This window comes from Mucilaginibacter phenanthrenivorans (assembly GCF_024721155.1).
Taxonomy (GTDB): Bacteria; Bacteroidota; Bacteroidia; order Sphingobacteriales; family Sphingobacteriaceae; genus Mucilaginibacter; species Mucilaginibacter phenanthrenivorans.
In genome coordinates, this window is the sequence record NZ_JAHVAP010000008.1 from 407,251 (window position 1) to 422,316 (window position 15,066).

12 protein-coding genes and 1 pseudogene are annotated in these 15,066 nt (G+C 45.0%); 7 read left to right on the plus strand and 6 right to left on the minus strand.

Annotation, left to right across the window (positions count from 1 at the left end):
- The first annotated feature begins 89 nt into the window (after nt 1-89).
- From KXD93_RS21085 to mobC, 3 genes are read left to right on the plus strand one after another with little or no spacing between them, the layout of a single operon-like run.
- Nucleotides 90-515 (plus strand): mobilization protein, encoded by a 426-nt coding sequence (locus KXD93_RS21085; protein ID WP_258139332.1) that lies wholly within the window; start codon nt 90-92, stop codon nt 513-515.
- Entirely contained in the window at nt 482-1,774 is a 1,293-nt protein-coding gene (locus tag KXD93_RS21090) for a relaxase/mobilization nuclease domain-containing protein (RefSeq protein WP_258139333.1), read from the plus strand. The genes KXD93_RS21085 and KXD93_RS21090 overlap by 34 nt, the downstream gene beginning before the upstream one ends.
- Nucleotides 1,775-1,776: 2 nt before the next feature.
- Complete coding sequence (gene mobC / locus KXD93_RS21095; protein WP_258139391.1) at nt 1,777-3,870, plus strand: conjugal transfer protein MobC; 2,094 nt, start codon at nt 1,777-1,779, stop codon at nt 3,868-3,870.
- A 525-nt stretch (nt 3,871-4,395) separates the two neighbouring features.
- On the opposite strand, the gene KXD93_RS21100 is transcribed toward mobC, so the two are convergent.
- The gene (locus tag KXD93_RS21100; RefSeq protein WP_258139334.1) at nt 4,396-5,943 is read right to left on the minus strand and encodes an IS630 family transposase; all 1,548 of its coding nucleotides are present in this window, start codon (nt 5,941-5,943) and stop codon (nt 4,396-4,398) included.
- A complete protein-coding gene (locus tag KXD93_RS21105; protein ID WP_258139335.1) occupies nt 5,940-7,568 on the minus strand; it encodes an IS630 family transposase in 1,629 nt (542 codons plus the stop codon). The genes KXD93_RS21100 and KXD93_RS21105 overlap by 4 nt, the downstream gene beginning before the upstream one ends.
- Nucleotides 7,569-7,793: 225 nt before the next feature.
- Between KXD93_RS21105 and KXD93_RS21110 the strand changes: the two genes are divergently transcribed.
- From KXD93_RS21110 to KXD93_RS21120, 3 genes are all read left to right on the plus strand, one after another.
- The gene (locus tag KXD93_RS21110; RefSeq protein ID WP_258139336.1) at nt 7,794-8,309 is read left to right on the plus strand and encodes an FkbM family methyltransferase; all 516 of its coding nucleotides are present in this window, start codon (nt 7,794-7,796) and stop codon (nt 8,307-8,309) included.
- A 56-nt stretch (nt 8,310-8,365) separates the two neighbouring features.
- On the plus strand, nt 8,366-8,659 hold the full coding sequence (locus tag KXD93_RS21115) for a hypothetical protein (RefSeq protein WP_258139337.1): 294 nt from the start codon (nt 8,366-8,368) through the stop codon (nt 8,657-8,659).
- Between the two features lie 580 nt (nt 8,660-9,239).
- Nucleotides 9,240-9,578: a hypothetical protein gene (locus KXD93_RS21120; protein WP_258139338.1), complete on the plus strand. Its 339-nt coding sequence runs from the start codon at nt 9,240-9,242 to the stop codon at nt 9,576-9,578.
- A 98-nt stretch (nt 9,579-9,676) separates the two neighbouring features.
- On the opposite strand, the gene KXD93_RS21125 is transcribed toward KXD93_RS21120, so the two are convergent.
- The 4 genes and pseudogenes from KXD93_RS21125 to KXD93_RS21145 all read right to left on the minus strand — a co-directional run bounded on the left by KXD93_RS21125 (nt 9,677) and on the right by KXD93_RS21145 (nt 14,170).
- Complete coding sequence (locus KXD93_RS21125; RefSeq protein ID WP_258139339.1) at nt 9,677-11,263, minus strand: hypothetical protein; 1,587 nt, start codon at nt 11,261-11,263, stop codon at nt 9,677-9,679.
- A gap of 7 nt (nt 11,264-11,270) precedes the next feature.
- Nucleotides 11,271-12,005 carry a hypothetical protein gene (locus tag KXD93_RS21130; protein WP_258139340.1) on the minus strand — a complete coding sequence of 245 codons (735 nt, stop codon included), beginning with the start codon at nt 12,003-12,005 and terminating at the stop codon, nt 11,271-11,273.
- A gap of 134 nt (nt 12,006-12,139) precedes the next feature.
- Nucleotides 12,140-12,703, minus strand: coding sequence for a WcaF family extracellular polysaccharide biosynthesis acetyltransferase (locus KXD93_RS21135; protein ID WP_258139341.1), 564 nt, complete (start codon nt 12,701-12,703; stop codon nt 12,140-12,142).
- Nucleotides 12,690-14,170: pseudogene (locus tag KXD93_RS21145) on the minus strand (glycosyltransferase). Before KXD93_RS21145 ends, KXD93_RS21135 begins: the two are co-directional and overlap by 14 nt.
- 186 nt (nt 14,171-14,356) lie before the next feature.
- Between KXD93_RS21145 and KXD93_RS21150 the strand changes: the two are divergent.
- Entirely contained in the window at nt 14,357-15,022 is a 666-nt protein-coding gene (locus KXD93_RS21150; RefSeq protein ID WP_258139344.1) for a hypothetical protein, read from the plus strand.
- The last annotated feature ends 44 nt before the right edge of the window (nt 15,023-15,066 follow it).

A 15,066-nucleotide genomic window follows, 5' to 3' on the forward strand; every position in this document is an offset into this window, starting at 1 on the left:
TTTTGTCCACAAAAATCATCTTGCCCGGCTTGCGCCGGGGGCTTTTGCTCGGAACTCGCAAAACCCGGAACCCCTTAAAAGTCAAAACCATGCCCCGAAAGAAAGCAGCCGACCAGGACTCCTTATTCAGCTATCCCATCCGCACCCGGGTCACCCAAAAGACCGGCGAACGGCTCGAAAAACTACAACAGGAGAGTGCTTGCCAAAGCGTAGGAGAAGTGGCCCGTATGGTACTCTCCGGCGAGACCATCTTATGCTTTTACCGCGATATCTCGCTGAATGCCCCTATGGAAGAAATGGCGCTCATCCGGAAGGAGCTTAAAGCCATCGGCATCAACATCAACCAGCAGACCCGCTATTTCCATACCAGCCGGACGGAGGCGCAAAAAGCATTTTACGCGCTGAAAACCGCGGAATTGTTCAGGCAGGTCGGGGGCAGGGTGGAGGAATTGTTAACGGTCATTAACCGCCTGGCAGAAAAATGGTTGCAAGGTTCGTCAACGGCAAAAGTATAAGGGGCATGCTGCATTACAATGAAAATAAGGTAGCGGCAGGTGAGGCGAAGTTATTATTGGCCAGTGGCTTTGCCGGAGATGCCGCGCAATTTAGCCTGGCGCAAAAATTACAGCGTTTCGACCACCTGACCATGCTGAACAGTCATGTCAAAACAAACGCCATCCACATAACGCTGAATTTCGACCCACAGGACAAACTCACCAATGAAATGCTGCAGCAAATCAGCCTGTCGTACATGGAGCAAATCGGTTTCGGCGACCAGCCCTTCCTGGTTTACCGGCACAACGATGCCGCGCACACACATGTCCACATTGCCAGCGTGAATATCCGCACGGATGGCAGCCGGATCGACACACACGGCATTGGCTGGAAATTGTCCGAGCCGGCCAGGCAGCAAATAGAAAAGGAATTCGGGCTCATCGCCGCCAAAGGACGCCAGAATAGCAATACGCCCAACATCAAACCCGCGGATATTGAAAAGGCTGTCTACGGACAAACGCCGACCAAAAGGGCGGTTACCAATATCGTCAATGCGGTGATCGGTACTTATGCCTTTACCTCGCTTGCCGAATTTAACGCCGTATTGCAGGAATTCAACGTAAGGGCAGACCGTGGTGCGGAAGGCACGCGCATGCATGAAAAGAAAGGTCTCCTCTATACGATCATCAGCGCTAAAGGGGAGGCCGTCGGCGTGCCCATCAAAGCCAGCGCTATTTATAACAGGCCGACGCTGCCGAACCTGGAGAAACAATTTGCGAAAAACCTTGAAAAGCGCAAAGCTTTCAGGGAACACCTGAAAGCGGCCATAGATGAAACCATCGGGAAATACGCTGCGATCAGCAAGGCCACACTGATCCGGGAACTCCGGACGCAAAATATTACCGTCCTGTTCCGCACCAATGAGCAGAGCATCACTTACGGAGTCACTTATATAGACCATTACCAAAAAGTGGTTTTCAATGGCAGTGATTTGGGCAAGGCTTACAGCGCTAAAGGACTATTTGAACAACTTAGCCCGGCGGATAAATACCAAACACAGGAAAAGGAACGCGCACAGCAACGGGGAAAAACAATTGCGTCGCAACAAAAAACACTTGGTCAAGCAGTGCCGGCCAAAACTTATTTGGGGAAACCTGCGCCGACCAATTACCTGCAACTCGCTTTAGGCAAAAACAAGCCAGAGCCAATGCCCTCCATACCGAAGAAAAAGAATAAGAAGAAAAAAGGACCGGAGCAGAGCCCGTCCATGGAGATATAATGATGCAAACAGGAGAAGATATCGGCGGCCTGCGCCGGATCATGGATATGACACGGATGATCAGCCTATTTATTTTGGCGGTCCATTTTTATATCAGCTGTTACCAGGCCTTTGCCGGCTGGCACTGGACAGCGGGCATTACCGACCGTATCATCAGCAATATCTCGCGAACAGGCCTGTTTGTCACTTGGTGGCGGCCAAAACTCGCAGCGCTTATCGCCCTGGCCATCTCGCTGGTCGGCGTCAAAGGCAAAAAGGACGAAAAAATCAACTGGAAAAGCATAATTGCCTATTTATTATGCGGGCTGCTCATCTACTGGATCAGTATCCTGTGTTTTTACCTGCCGGTCGGTTTGGCTACTATCGCCATCAGTTATATGGCGCTGACCGGCACCGGCTACCTGCTCATGATGACAGGCGGCACTTACCTGTCGCGGTGGCTCAGGGAAAAGCTTCACAAGGATATCTTTAATACTGACAATGAGACGTTCCCGCAGGAGGAGCGCCTGCTGGAAAACGAATTCTCGATCAACTTGCCGGCAAAATATAACCTGAAAGGAAAAACACGGGACAGCTGGATCAATTATGTCAATCCCTGTCGCGGCCTGCTCGTAGCGGGGACCCCAGGCGCGGGTAAATCTTACTTCGTGATCCGGCATATTATTGAGCAGCATATCCGGAAAGGTTTTTCCATGTTCCTCTATGATTTCAAGTTCGACGACCTGAGCATCATCGTTTATAATACCTTACTCAAATACTACAAAAACTATCCGGTAAAACCCAGCTTTTGGGTGATCGATTTTGACCGCATCATACACCGTTGCAATCCGTTGTACCCGGAAAGCATGGTGGATATCACCGACGCCACCGAGGCGTCGCGTACGATCATGCTGGGCCTCAACCGAGACTGGATCAAAAAACAAGGTGACTTCTTTGTCGAAAGCCCGATCAATTTCCTGACGGCCGTCATCTGGTACCTGCGGAAGTACGAAGATGGCAAATACTGCACGTTGCCGCATGTCATCGAGCTCATCCAGGCGGATTATGACCAGCTGTTCGCCGTATTGCTCAAGGAACCTGAGATCGGCGCGCTCATCAATCCATTTATTTCTGCCTATAACCAGGGCGCGAAAGCCCAGCTGGAGGGGCAGATTGCCAGCGCGAAGATCGGGCTGGCACGGCTGGCATCGCCCCAACTTTATTATGTCCTGTCGGGCAATGATTTTACGCTGGACGTCAATAATCCTGAGGCGCCCAAGATCGTTTGCATGGGCAATAACCCGCAGAAATTGCAGACCTATGGGCCGGTGTTGTCGCTATACATTTCCCGCATGATCAAGTTGGTGAACCGGAAGGGCCAGCTCAAAAGCAGTTTGATCTTTGATGAGTTCCCGACGATTTTTTTTAACAATATCGACAGCCTGATCGCTACGGCTCGATCAAATAAGGTAGCGACGACGCTGGCGGTCCAGGATTTCAGCCAGCTGAGCAAGGATTATGGCAAGGAGCAGGCGGATGTCATTACCGGTATTATCGGCAATATCATCAGCGGACAGGTAACCGGGGATACAGCGAAGACGCTATCCGAGAACTTTGGCAAGATCGCACAGGATAAGAACAGTATGACCATCAACAGCAGCGACACCTCACTGTCGAAGGCGACCCAGCTGGATTATGCCATACCGGCGTCCAAGATCGCAGCGCTTTCCTCCGGCGAGTTTGTGGGGATGGTTGCCGATAATCCAGAACAGCGCATATCTCTGAAAATGTTCCATGCTGCCATCCAAAACGACCATGCAGCGATCGCGAAGGAAGAGGCGGCTTACAAAGCGATACTTATCAGGCAGCCTGTCAGCGAGGAAATGGTGATGGAAACTTATAACCGGATTCGGAGCGAGATCACTGACTTATTGAAGGCGGAACTGGCGGCATTGTCCGTTGAAAAGGAAAACGAAGAACCACCGGACACGGCCCGTAAAGGTCAAAAGCATGGTAAAACTCAACGCTGGAAAGAGGCCAGGCAGGAAAGACAGCGTCAGCGGAAAAGCCTGTGGCATAGGGCCAAATCGGGTATGCAGGATGATGATGAGCGGTAAACTACTTTGTCTTTTTAAAACGGGGGTGCGCACATACAGACGCCGGTTGTCTTACCGGCGGACAACGGTACTGTACAGCCGACCGCCGAAACGGGAAGGTAGTTCCGCCAATTTGGTGATGGCAGTATTGCCGGGATCTGCAAATAATTCCTGCAGCTGCTGAAAGGGAATGGGATAAGGAACCCAGTGACTAGCGCAACTGGTGTCGTAATCGACGATCCTGTAAGCGGGGTGGCGGGCAAAATAGGTTTCGAGTTTTGGGATGAGGACTGCCTTGTTGCGGACGTAATGCACTGAGCTCTGCGGTAATATATCAGGGAAGAATCCTTGGTCCTGCGGCTTGTTGATTATTCTGGATTTTATTAAAAAGCGACTTTACGTTTTTACAGGCGATTGGATCGCCGGTAAAACGACGAGTTTATTTACATGTTTGTCACAAGAATTTAGTAATTAACCTTAGAGATCGTTAATGATGTCGAAGATACGATAGATTGAAAAAGCAAGTGGTACCTAACTGAATTTGTTTTATTTTAGTTTTTTGCTGTTGTTAAGTTCATTAAAAACGGGGACGATGGTTTCCTTGCCCCAGATTTTGTTGCCGGCATGCTTTGGGTTTTCCCGGAAGTGTCTGTTCCTTTCCAAAAAGTAGCGTTCAATAGCCTGTTTGCATTCTTCCGGGCCCGAATAATCGCTGTTGGAAATCGTTGAGCGCGCCATACCGACAAAAACAGATTCGATTACATTTAAAAAAGTGGCACAGCTCGGCAATGGCACCAGTTCAACTGCGGGGGAGTTGTTTTCCGTGCGATAGGTCTCCGTATTTAATAACACCAGATGTTCCTTTACGGCCTTGCTTTTGTGAAAGCTAACGTCGTCCCAGGACAGGTATAAGGTACGCTGGTCTTTGTATTGGAGCGTTAATAAATCTACTAACTTTATTATTTCCGCGCTTGTCTTTTGCAGCGCAAAAAAATGGGTTACCTGGTTTTGGGAAAGTTCCAGTGCGGCTATGCAGATGATAAAGCCGCGGCACCTTTGGATCTGTGAAATGGTTTTTTGCTGTTCATTATCCTTCATGTATGACCAGCCTGGCTTTAATTTCATCCCGACAGGGCCGTATTCGTCGATGGAGAAAAACTTTTCATCGTTCTCCAGGCCGCCTAAAATATCCTTTATTTTTTGCAGCTTTTCTGTATAATGCGGGTCATTGCTGGTCAGCGCCCGCCTGCTTGACTTATAGGTATACCCCAGTCTTTTCAGATAGCGCGAAGCATTCGAACAGCACATTTTAGACCCATGAAGATTACGATAAGCGGCTGCCAGCGCAGTGGTCGTCCAGGCAGTTTTGTTGAAGCCATGTAATTGGGGTGTCTCATGCATGAGCTGCATGATCCATGCCGATCTTTGGGTTACGGCAGCGGCGGCCTTCGCGCTTTGATAATTTGGCTTAGTAACAAGGCCGGCGAGCCCGCCTGTACGGTAGGCGTCGATCCAATGATACAGCAGTACCAGGTGGGCTTCAATTTTCCGGCTGATAGCAACCAGCGCCTTCCGGTGATAAGCAGCGTCCAAGGTTACTGCCATTTGCCATTTTTGTTTGTCAGACCCTTTGCGCCATTTGTTGATGATGATCCAGTCCTCGTCGGGTATGGTAACGATCAGCTTGGTATGGTAAGTGGCGATTTTGTTTGCTTTGCACCACTTGCCAAAATGTTTTCTGAAAAGATAAAAGGCATAGCCGCCGGGACACTGTTCCCGGTAAATGTTCCAGATATAGACCGGGTCTAATTGACGCAGCCGGTGCGTGCTGATGATACCGGGGAGCACCGCGGTCATTTCCAGGTACAAGCGCTCAGCTTGCTGCTCTTCTGTATTAACCGGCATGAAAAAGCCCATATCCTCCAGCTTTGATGGATGGTGCTTTTTAACCTGTTCAAATTGGGCAAGGTAACAGTGGACTGTTTTCCTGTTAATTTTTAACAGGACTGCTGCCGCACTGGCATTCACGGGGCCGTTTATAAACATCCGTCTTAATTTGTTGACCTTGTCCGCCGGAATATGATCTCTGTTCATCGTTTTCTGCAATGTTGTGTATCTGTGAATACCGGCCTGACGATTTCCTTCCCCCATATTTTATCCCCCGCTCTTTTCGGATTTTCCATAAAGTGGCGGTTTCTTTCGAGAAAATAACGGTCAATAGCCAGTTGACATGCTGCTGAATTTTCGTAATCGCTGTTGTGAATTACGGATCTTGAAAGCCCGCTAAATACGGATTCAATTATATTCAGGTATTGGGTACAGGAGGGTAGCGGGGCCAGTTTTATCAGCGGCGTATGGTGGGCTGACCGGTAAGCCTTGCTGTTCAGTGTTTTTAAGTGAGCTTTAAGCATCATGGAATTATGCCAGCTTGCTGCATCCCAGCTTAAATAGAGATTTTTTTCTCCGCTGTATTTTGTGCTGAGCAGGTCCACCAGCTGGATCATTTCCATGCTGCTTTTACGTCCGGCGTAAAAGTGGCTTACCTGGTTTGTGGATAATTCCAGTGCCGCGATACAAGTGAGCGTTCCCCTTTTTTTTTCGAATTTTGGTATGATCCTTACTGTTTCGCTTTTATGTACAAATGACCTGCCACCTTTGGACCTGATATTCACCGGGCCGAGTTCATCGATGGAAAAAAACTTTTCATCGGGTTGAAGTTTTTTCAAAATATCCTGTATCCGCTTGATTTTCTGGTCAAATTTCGGATCCGGACTGGCCAGCATTTCGCGCGTTTTTTTGTGGGAATACCCCAGCTTTTTCAAATAACACCCGACACAGTTTGTGGATATATAATAGCCATGAATCTGCTGATAGGTTTCTGATAGGGCGGCCAATGTCCAGGCAGTTTCGTTGATGCCATAGAATTTGGGGTTGCGCTGCAGTAATTTAATAATGTTAACAGATTTATTCCGGACCTCCTTTGCTATAGCCGCATTCACTATTCTCTTTCTTATCTCAAGGGCGGCCAGGCCATGCTGGTTATAGGTCTTTATCCATCGTTTTACAGTCACAACATCGACTTCCACCCGCTCGCAGATCTCGCGCAGCGATTGTCTTTCGAAGGCTGATTCAAGCACAACAGCAATGCGCCAATTCCGCAGGATATGAGAATTTCGCCAGCTTCTGACAATTACCTGGTCTGCATCAGTAATATCCCTGATAAATTGCGGGTAAACCATTGGAATATGCCTGGCATTGCGCCATGCACTATAGATTCTTAAAAATGGCGAATAGGCGTAACCTTTAGGATATAAGGCAATGTACTTCTTCCATATAACTGCGGTTGAATTGCCATTTTTACGATTTTGCTCAAGCAATCCCGGAAGGACGCTGGTAAAATGGATATACATAGTTGTTTCCCGGTGCTTCTTTTCGGGATTCGGCATAAAAAAATTCATATCAGCCAGTTTTCCCGGGTAGCTCGCCTTGATTTTTTCAAATTCATCAAGGTATTTATAAACAGTTCTGGAGGATATTTTTAACAATGCGGCGGTTGCCTTTTTGTTAACCGGCCCGGCAATATAGAGCTGCCTTAGTTTGTTTACTGTTGCCTTTGGGATACGGTGCCTGTACACTTGGCTGTTTTTTTTAATACTATTGATTGTCAATACGTTATAAATATAACCATAATAAAGGTGATTTTGCACGATGTCCCTCATTTAGGCAAGAATTTGGGTTCGTTATAACGCACTTCAACTACTTGACTTTGTAAGATTTGAGGAGGCGGTTTATAAACGATTCTTTTAGTTACAGGATCCCACCGGAATATTATTATGCGGGGCTTGAGGATTACGAACCGGTGACGGTCCGGCAACTGGTTAGCTGGGTGGCAGCGCATCCGGATTGTTTAGTATTTGATCTTGGTTGCCTCGGATCGGGCGACCGTGATCGGATTTGATTCCGATATTTCCAGCCTAAAAGCAACTTTAAATGTGTGTAAATATGCCGTTGGGGAAAGAATAAATGTGATCTATGGATTGATAAGTGAGCAGTCCCTGCAAACAACAACGCTGGAGGAGGCGTTTGTTCAAACAAGACAAACGCTCCATGCTTCCGGTGCTACCGGGGAGTTGGGTACCGCTACTTATGCTAACCTGGATACTGTTGCGAAAGACACCCCCATTTATGCTATAGATGATTTGTTTTCAGGGGAACTGGTACCAGATAATGTTTTGATCAAGTGTGATATTAAAGGGGCTGAGCTGTTTGCCATGCGGGGTGCAAAAAACTTCCTACTGAAGCATCAGCCGGCGATGCTGATCAGTGTACATCCGGATATCTTGCCTGTTTTTAACTGCAGTGTTGAAGGTGTAAGGGCTTTTTTAACTGAAATAGGATACCTTATAAGCGTGATTGATATCGACCACGAGGAACATTGGTGGTGTATGCCGGAAGAATAATTGTTGATTAATTTAGGATTATTTGTATTTTCGAAAGTATATAACAGCCCCTGATCATGTACGATGGTTCTCAATCATTTTTTGTAATACATTCTGAGTTAGTCGGGGTAATATATCTGGTTACTGTTTTTTCAATTGGTGCTTTCCTTGGGCGGAAACGAGATGTCGGCTGGCTGATGGGTGGAATGATTTCCTTTGCCGTGCCTGTAATCGGATTACTTGTTGTTTTTTTTGCCCCAAAAAAAGAAACTTTGACGGCCCGGCAACAGCGCTATTATGATTTGAATGCTAAAGGTTTGATAGATGATGACGAGTTTAACTTGCTTTTAGAAAATACGCGCAAATCGTGATATTTTCCTTTATTGACTGACAACTTAGGGCGTGACGTTTCTCCCTTTTTTAGTGGATCGATTTTTACCCCGATAGCAAAACAGCTGGAATTTCGATTGCCGTTTTTTACAGTCGTTATAGCCATTTTCCTTCAACAGAAAAAGATGTTGGTTTATTTAAAATTAATGTATTTCTTTATTATATTATATAATTACATCAATTTATTATCTAATTACTTTAATTTATATTTTTGGGCGCCGGTTTAAATTTAATTGTTTTTACTGGTATTGAAGTGTCCAAAGTTAAGTCCTGCTATATTCTGGCGGACGATTAAAAAAAAATAGTGGCGGGGCGAATTATAGCGAGATACGGGGCAGCCCCAACATGTGTTTTAATTCCCGCCGCTTATTAAATAAATTTGACCAGGGAAAATTGATTTGTAGCATAGTTCAGCTTTACTTAACGATTAGAACCTGTCATTTCATTGATTTATTCTTGAATTAGATGACCGTTTTTTTTATCTTATTTGCGAGGTTGTTTGTAGACAGACGGATATATTTAAATTTTACCTGCATGGTTTGATTCTTATTTGTTTAATAAATGGCTATGGCGCAAACTGCTACCGATGAATCCAGGCAGGTGGTCAAAAATTTTCTTGAAGATGTCAGATCTGGCAAAAATCCGCAAAACGCTTCATTATACCTGGCGGACACGGTAAGTGTTCATGAAGTAAAGACGGACATGCCGGAAAACTTCAACGCTTCGCCGAACATACCGGAATCCGGTATTCGGGAACGCAAACAAATTTACGGTGATTTTAAATTAGAAATTAAGGAAATAATTTTGGAAGGTGAGCAGGTTTTTGTGAGATGGGAGGTAAATGGCAAACAAATCAGCGAGGTTAAAGGTCAACCCTGGCAGGTTGTGTTTACCTTGTGAAGCATAAGAAAATTGTGGCGTATTGGATCCAGGTTGATTATTGGGGGTTCAACCGGCAGCTGCAGGAATCAAAAAATAAAATTCCCACGCCTTAATAGCTATCTTTTCAACTTAGCGGCATACAGTACATACTTGTCGCTCAGCATAGATAAGTTAAACCCAGTATAGCCGGGGAATGATTTCATGATCAGCTTTTCTTTTGGTCCATTGTAGCTTTCGGGCAATACAATAAACAGCGGACCTGCAAAACCATCATATGTGTAGTCATCCATATCTATTTTAAAATCATCGGCAATGGGCGACAACGTGATAACCCGGTTGTGCATGATCTCGAGTCCTAAATCGTTTGAAATAAAAACGAATACTGCATTCTTATTCTCCCGGTCGAGTTTCATCACTGCGTTAAGTGAGTGCTGATCAATATTGATTTGCGAGATGCCTGTGCTGCCTTTGGCGCTCAGGTTTTTATTAATGCTGAATCCTTTAAATAGATAGCTAAAACTATACGCAGCTATGCAAAGGCACAGCATAGTAAATGCCACCTGGTAAATGCGTTTTGATTGGGTTATTAAGTAGATAATTCCCGGTACGACTAAAATGCCGATGATCCGGAAATGCCTTGCCTCGTAGGAGATATTCAGCTGCCTCAAATAAATTACCCCGAAAAAGAGGAATGCCGCACCATAAAAAACAAGGACAAATAATTTGTAATTACTGTTCGGAACCTTGCGGACGATAGTAATAACCAACCATACACTTAATATTGCCAGTACTACAACTATCAATACAGCCCATTGATGTGCCACCATCGGCTTGCCAAAATTGAAAAGTAGCCCGTGGAAAAAATCGTCCAATGAAAACCCGGAAAGTAATGGGGTAGCAAGCGGGAATGTAAAGGTTTCGGCAGCAAATTTAATTCCCTTTGAAACACTGGCAGGGCTCTGGCCTTTGGAGAGGAAAAATATATAAATGCTGCCCACCGATAGTGCAGCAGGAATACCTATCCATAATCCTTTTTTTAGCCATTCGATAATGCCGGCGCTACCTGATGATAGCCTGACCCACAAACAGCAAAGCCCTGCGGCGTACATCCATAAAAAGGATGATTTGCAGAAGAAGCCGATCCACCCCGATAGGAGAACAAAAAGTAAAAGCTTCCAGTCTGTTTTTCGCAGGACGACGCAGCCATATAAGAACCAGCCCTCAAAAGCAAAAATCAGTACCTCGCCGCCGCTGTAAAACACATAAGGAACAAAGAAGGCAAAGGCCAGCTGGCAAATGATAAATAAAAGACTCAACACAGAAACAAATGGCGTAAAGCCGATCTTTTTAAAGAACGTATAAAAACCGGCGAGCCCACAGATTTGAGCGAGCGCAACCGTTATTGAAAGTGCCTGCCCTGTGTTAACACTTGAAATTAGCTTAAAAAAGTAGGGCACTAAATATTGACCGGGCGACCACCAGACCATATATTCATCGTAGTTTTGAGTAATATCACTCTGATCAGGAGCTGTAAAAACGTTAAACGGTCCGCCTAAATTCATGCAGCGCAGTACATGCAAACCATTCGCCGCATCCGGAAAAAGGGCAGGAGGGATAAAGAACAGGACAGTGCCTAAAACGAACACTGTAATTCCTGTCCCTAATAATATTAATTTATGTCTGTTGCCTGAAGGCGGTAACATGATAAGTTTATGGCCTGATGAGTTTTTTATAGGGTAGTGGGGTACCAAAAAAATATTTGAACCCTATCGTTAGTTCCCTGTATTGGTTGATAACGCTACTATTACTGCCTGAAATGGTATTGGTATAACCGTCGATGCCATCGCCAAACACAATGTGCTGAACATAGCCAATGTCTATGGCTGATCTGGGCTGATCATAGGAATCAAATAGCTTAAATTCATAACCTATCCGCAATGGAATTCCCAGGTTTACGCTTTTGTCTTTACCAGGACCTGGCAAAGGGGTGCCAATTGCGCCATTTTGAGGGATGACATTTGTACGCTGGGCCTTTATGCTGTTCGAAATAAATCCTGCACCGCTGCCAAAATAAAGATTTTTAATGGCGTTCAGGAAGGAGCTTTCACCATAGTTGATCAATTCTCCCAGGTGGATGTCAGCCTGTAGGTAGATACCAAAAAAATTATTGGAAAACTGGCGTCCGTACTTGTCCTTATCAATGGTAAGGCCGCCGCCGGATAATTGTCCCTTTTGGATTTCCAGGGAGACCGGTATATATGGGCTATAATTATAAATTAAATTTAAATTGGCTCCCAGCTTATTGTCCTGTCGCGGGACATGGCTGTAGGCGCGCATATAGGACAGGTCTGCACCTATTCCAAACGGATAATAATTAAAGCCGGTCTGGGCATTTGAAACCATGGCCGCACAAAGAAGGGCGAGGGAAAATAAAATTCTTTTCAAATCGAGTAAAATTGGTTAATTAGGGTGGTTGTATATTGGTGTTAAATATAAAAAATATTTAATATATTATTTATATTTAATAATGCATCCGTGATATTTTGTTAGCGGGAGAACAGTTGCAACTCGTATTGGAGTTACCCAGCCTGATGGGAAACCAGCACCCTGTCGCGGATCTTCACCGCCGGGTTTCCCTGGTAAACAGAATAGGCATCAAGGTTTTTAGTAGCCACCGAACCACTGGTGAGCACAGCGTGTGATGCCACGGTTACACCAAGGTTGATCATTGCACCCGCACCGATCCAAACACCATCTTCCAGTGTCACGCCGGCGGTTATATTGAATGTTGTTTTTTTATAATCGTGGCTGCCGGTGAGTAAAACTGCCCCCTGTGACAGGCAGACATTACTGCCGACGCTAATTGGCACAAGGCAATCTATCCAAACATTTTCGCCTATCCAGGTTTGGTTGCCAATAGTAAGGTGCCAGGGATATTTGACGTTCACCCCCGGTTTTATAGTAACAGCCTTACCGATTCTCGCCCCAAATAAACGCAGTAAAAATACCTTGAAGTTACTTGACGGTACTAAGCTTGTCTTTAAAAACACAGCGTTTACATAAAACCAAAGCAGCCTTTTAAAAGCATTGCCCCCTGGATGAAACGGTGCATTATTATATAATGACAGATCAGTTTTTTGCATCACTTAGCGCATCAGTGCGTTTTACCCAAAAGTAAAGGGTAATGGCGATAATTACATATATTATGATATTAAAAACGGTATGGTGGTCAACAATCCGGTTATCTTTTTTATGCCAGAACAGGGCAAGCAGCACAAAGCGTAAAACATTTAAGAGCTCAATACCAAATATGCCGCTGACCAGGAAGATGATCTTCGATTTCAATTTTGCGGGATATGCCAAAACGAACGCCGCAAAAAAACTGATCACACCCAGGCCGAGGCAGGAGTATACCAGTTGTATAACGCCCCTGCCGGCTACCAAAAGTTAAAACTGATCACACCCAGGCCGAGGCAGGAGTATACCAGTTGTATAACGCCCCTGCCGGCTACCAAAAGTTCGTACTGATTGGTTACGGCAGTAAATCCAAACCAACCCAGTACAGCCGCACTGGCTTTTAACAAAAGCCATCGTAAGCCTTGTATATAGTTCAGGTTATCGGCAAGAAATGCGCTGTAATGATTGCCTGGCGATGTAACGCCGAAAAAGAAGATGTTGAAATAGTAGAACGCGGCGAAAAGTATCACGAATGACAGGATGAACCTTAACGGAGAATGCGCGGTGTCCACATTTTCGGGATTCTTCTTTTTAAGGATTTCATCAATCTTAACATCAACAATAAGCCGGAACCAGAAGCCTTGCAGAAAGTGGAATATCACACCGGTTTGCCCGTCAAGAATCCCCAGCTGAAAAAATATACGATAGAGAAAATATAACAAGGGCCTTACGTTGCGGGGCAGCTTCCACCATAGCTGTTTTAACCTGGCGGTACGTTCATCGGGCGAGCCCCAAAAATGCGGCTTTACCGTTTGAGACCGCATTTCCATCATCCGTTCCACTTCTTCCTGCGCAACAAGGTCGCTGTAGCGGTTGTGCTTTTCGATCCAAAAACTGATATTATTTTCCTTTAAGTTTTCTTCAAGGATAAAGCCGTTCTTCCAGATCTCAGTTTTGCCCGGCACAATAAACCGGTGGTCCATGTTCTCGTTCAAATCAGAATAGCCAACGCCATACCGGATCATTTTAAGCAGGTAGAAAGGGTAATATCCGCCATGTTTTATCCACCGGCCTTTAAAAAAGTTTTTGCGGTTAAAATAGATTCCGTCAATTTTCTTATATTCTTCATCTTTAAAACTGCGTAAACGTTCATTTAGTTCGGGGGTTACCGTTTGGTCGGCGTCAAGGCAAATTACCCAGGGCGTTTTTATATCGAAGTTTTTTAAAGCAAAATCCCATTGCTTTGGATGGTTTTCAAAAGCATGCTGTAAAATAGTTGCGCCATGTTCTTTTGCTATCGCGATGGTACCATCGGTGCTGCCTGAATCTACTATAAAAATAGCTGCCCCGAGGTTTTGGATAGAGGCAAGCAGTCGCGGCAAATGAATTTCTTCATTATAAGTGATTATAATAAATGAAAATTCGCTGTTCACAGGTTAAAATAGATTAGTGGCATAAGATGTTCAGCGATCAATTCAATGGTAGCGCGCTCCGTAAAGGTAAAAAAGATACCGCGGGTGGAAATGCGAATTTGTTTAACCCGATATTGGACACTGTGTTTTTTAATTTTTGTTTAATAAAACAACAGTATATAAAAAAAATGAGATATTTTAGCCAATATGATGAATCAGTCTTTAGTTGTAAAAAAATACAACGAGTTGTGCCTGTTAAAAAGCGACATCAATGAATTGCTGCCTTTCTTAAAGGATTATGCCGGGAAGTCAAAGCATATCACCGAAATGGGCGTAAGAGACCCAACCTCAACCTATGCCTTTCTTGCAGGAGGCACTGAAAAACTTGTCAGTTATGATATTAAAAGAAATGCTAATATATCAGAAGTGGAAGCCCTGGCACCGGGCGTTTTTACTTTTATTCTGCAAGACGTCCTGGAAGCAGACATCGAAGAAACCGATTTCCTGTTCATCGATACTTACCATACTGCAACGCAGTTGGAAGGGGAATTGGCCAGGCATTCAGAGAAGGCGCGGAAGTATATTGGCCTGCATGATACCAGTACATTTTGGGAAACCGGCGAAGCGCCTTATGAAGGAATGGACCTGGACAAAGCTTGTGGCAAAGGATTAAAACATGCTGTTTTACCGTTTTTACGGAGAGGCGGATGGCGGGTGGCATTTATGACGGAAATTAATAACGGCCTGATTATTATGGAGCGGCGTAATTCCAATGTTTTTTCTGCTCAGGCGCTGAACCACTGGAAATATTTGTTCTACTTACGTTCTGTCAGGTTCAGAAATTTATTGAAAAGGCTTTTTAACCGCAGCTGAAAAGCAAGTATAAGGAACTCCGGGTTAATACCTGAACTTGAATT

Excerpts from the sequence above, each read along its gene's own strand:
- KXD93_RS21085 (WP_258139332.1), top strand. The coding sequence starts at position 90 with ATGCCCCGAAAGAAAGCAGCCGACCAGGACTCCTTATTCAGCTATCCC.
- KXD93_RS21090 (WP_258139333.1), top strand. The coding sequence starts at position 482 with ATGGTTGCAAGGTTCGTCAACGGCAAAAGTATAAGGGGCATGCTGCAT.
- mobC (WP_258139391.1), top strand. The coding sequence starts at position 1,777 with ATGCAAACAGGAGAAGATATCGGCGGCCTGCGCCGGATCATGGATATG.
- KXD93_RS21100 (WP_258139334.1), bottom strand. The coding sequence starts at position 5,943 with ATGAACAGAGATCATATTCCGGCGGACAAGGTCAACAAATTAAGACGG.
- KXD93_RS21105 (WP_258139335.1), bottom strand. The coding sequence starts at position 7,568 with ATGAGGGACATCGTGCAAAATCACCTTTATTATGGTTATATTTATAAC.
- KXD93_RS21115 (WP_258139337.1), top strand. The coding sequence starts at position 8,366 with ATGTACGATGGTTCTCAATCATTTTTTGTAATACATTCTGAGTTAGTC.
- KXD93_RS21120 (WP_258139338.1), top strand. The coding sequence starts at position 9,240 with ATGGCTATGGCGCAAACTGCTACCGATGAATCCAGGCAGGTGGTCAAA.
- KXD93_RS21125 (WP_258139339.1), bottom strand. The coding sequence starts at position 11,263 with ATGTTACCGCCTTCAGGCAACAGACATAAATTAATATTATTAGGGACA.
- KXD93_RS21135 (WP_258139341.1), bottom strand. The coding sequence starts at position 12,703 with ATGCAAAAAACTGATCTGTCATTATATAATAATGCACCGTTTCATCCA.
- KXD93_RS21150 (WP_258139344.1), top strand. The coding sequence starts at position 14,357 with ATGATGAATCAGTCTTTAGTTGTAAAAAAATACAACGAGTTGTGCCTG.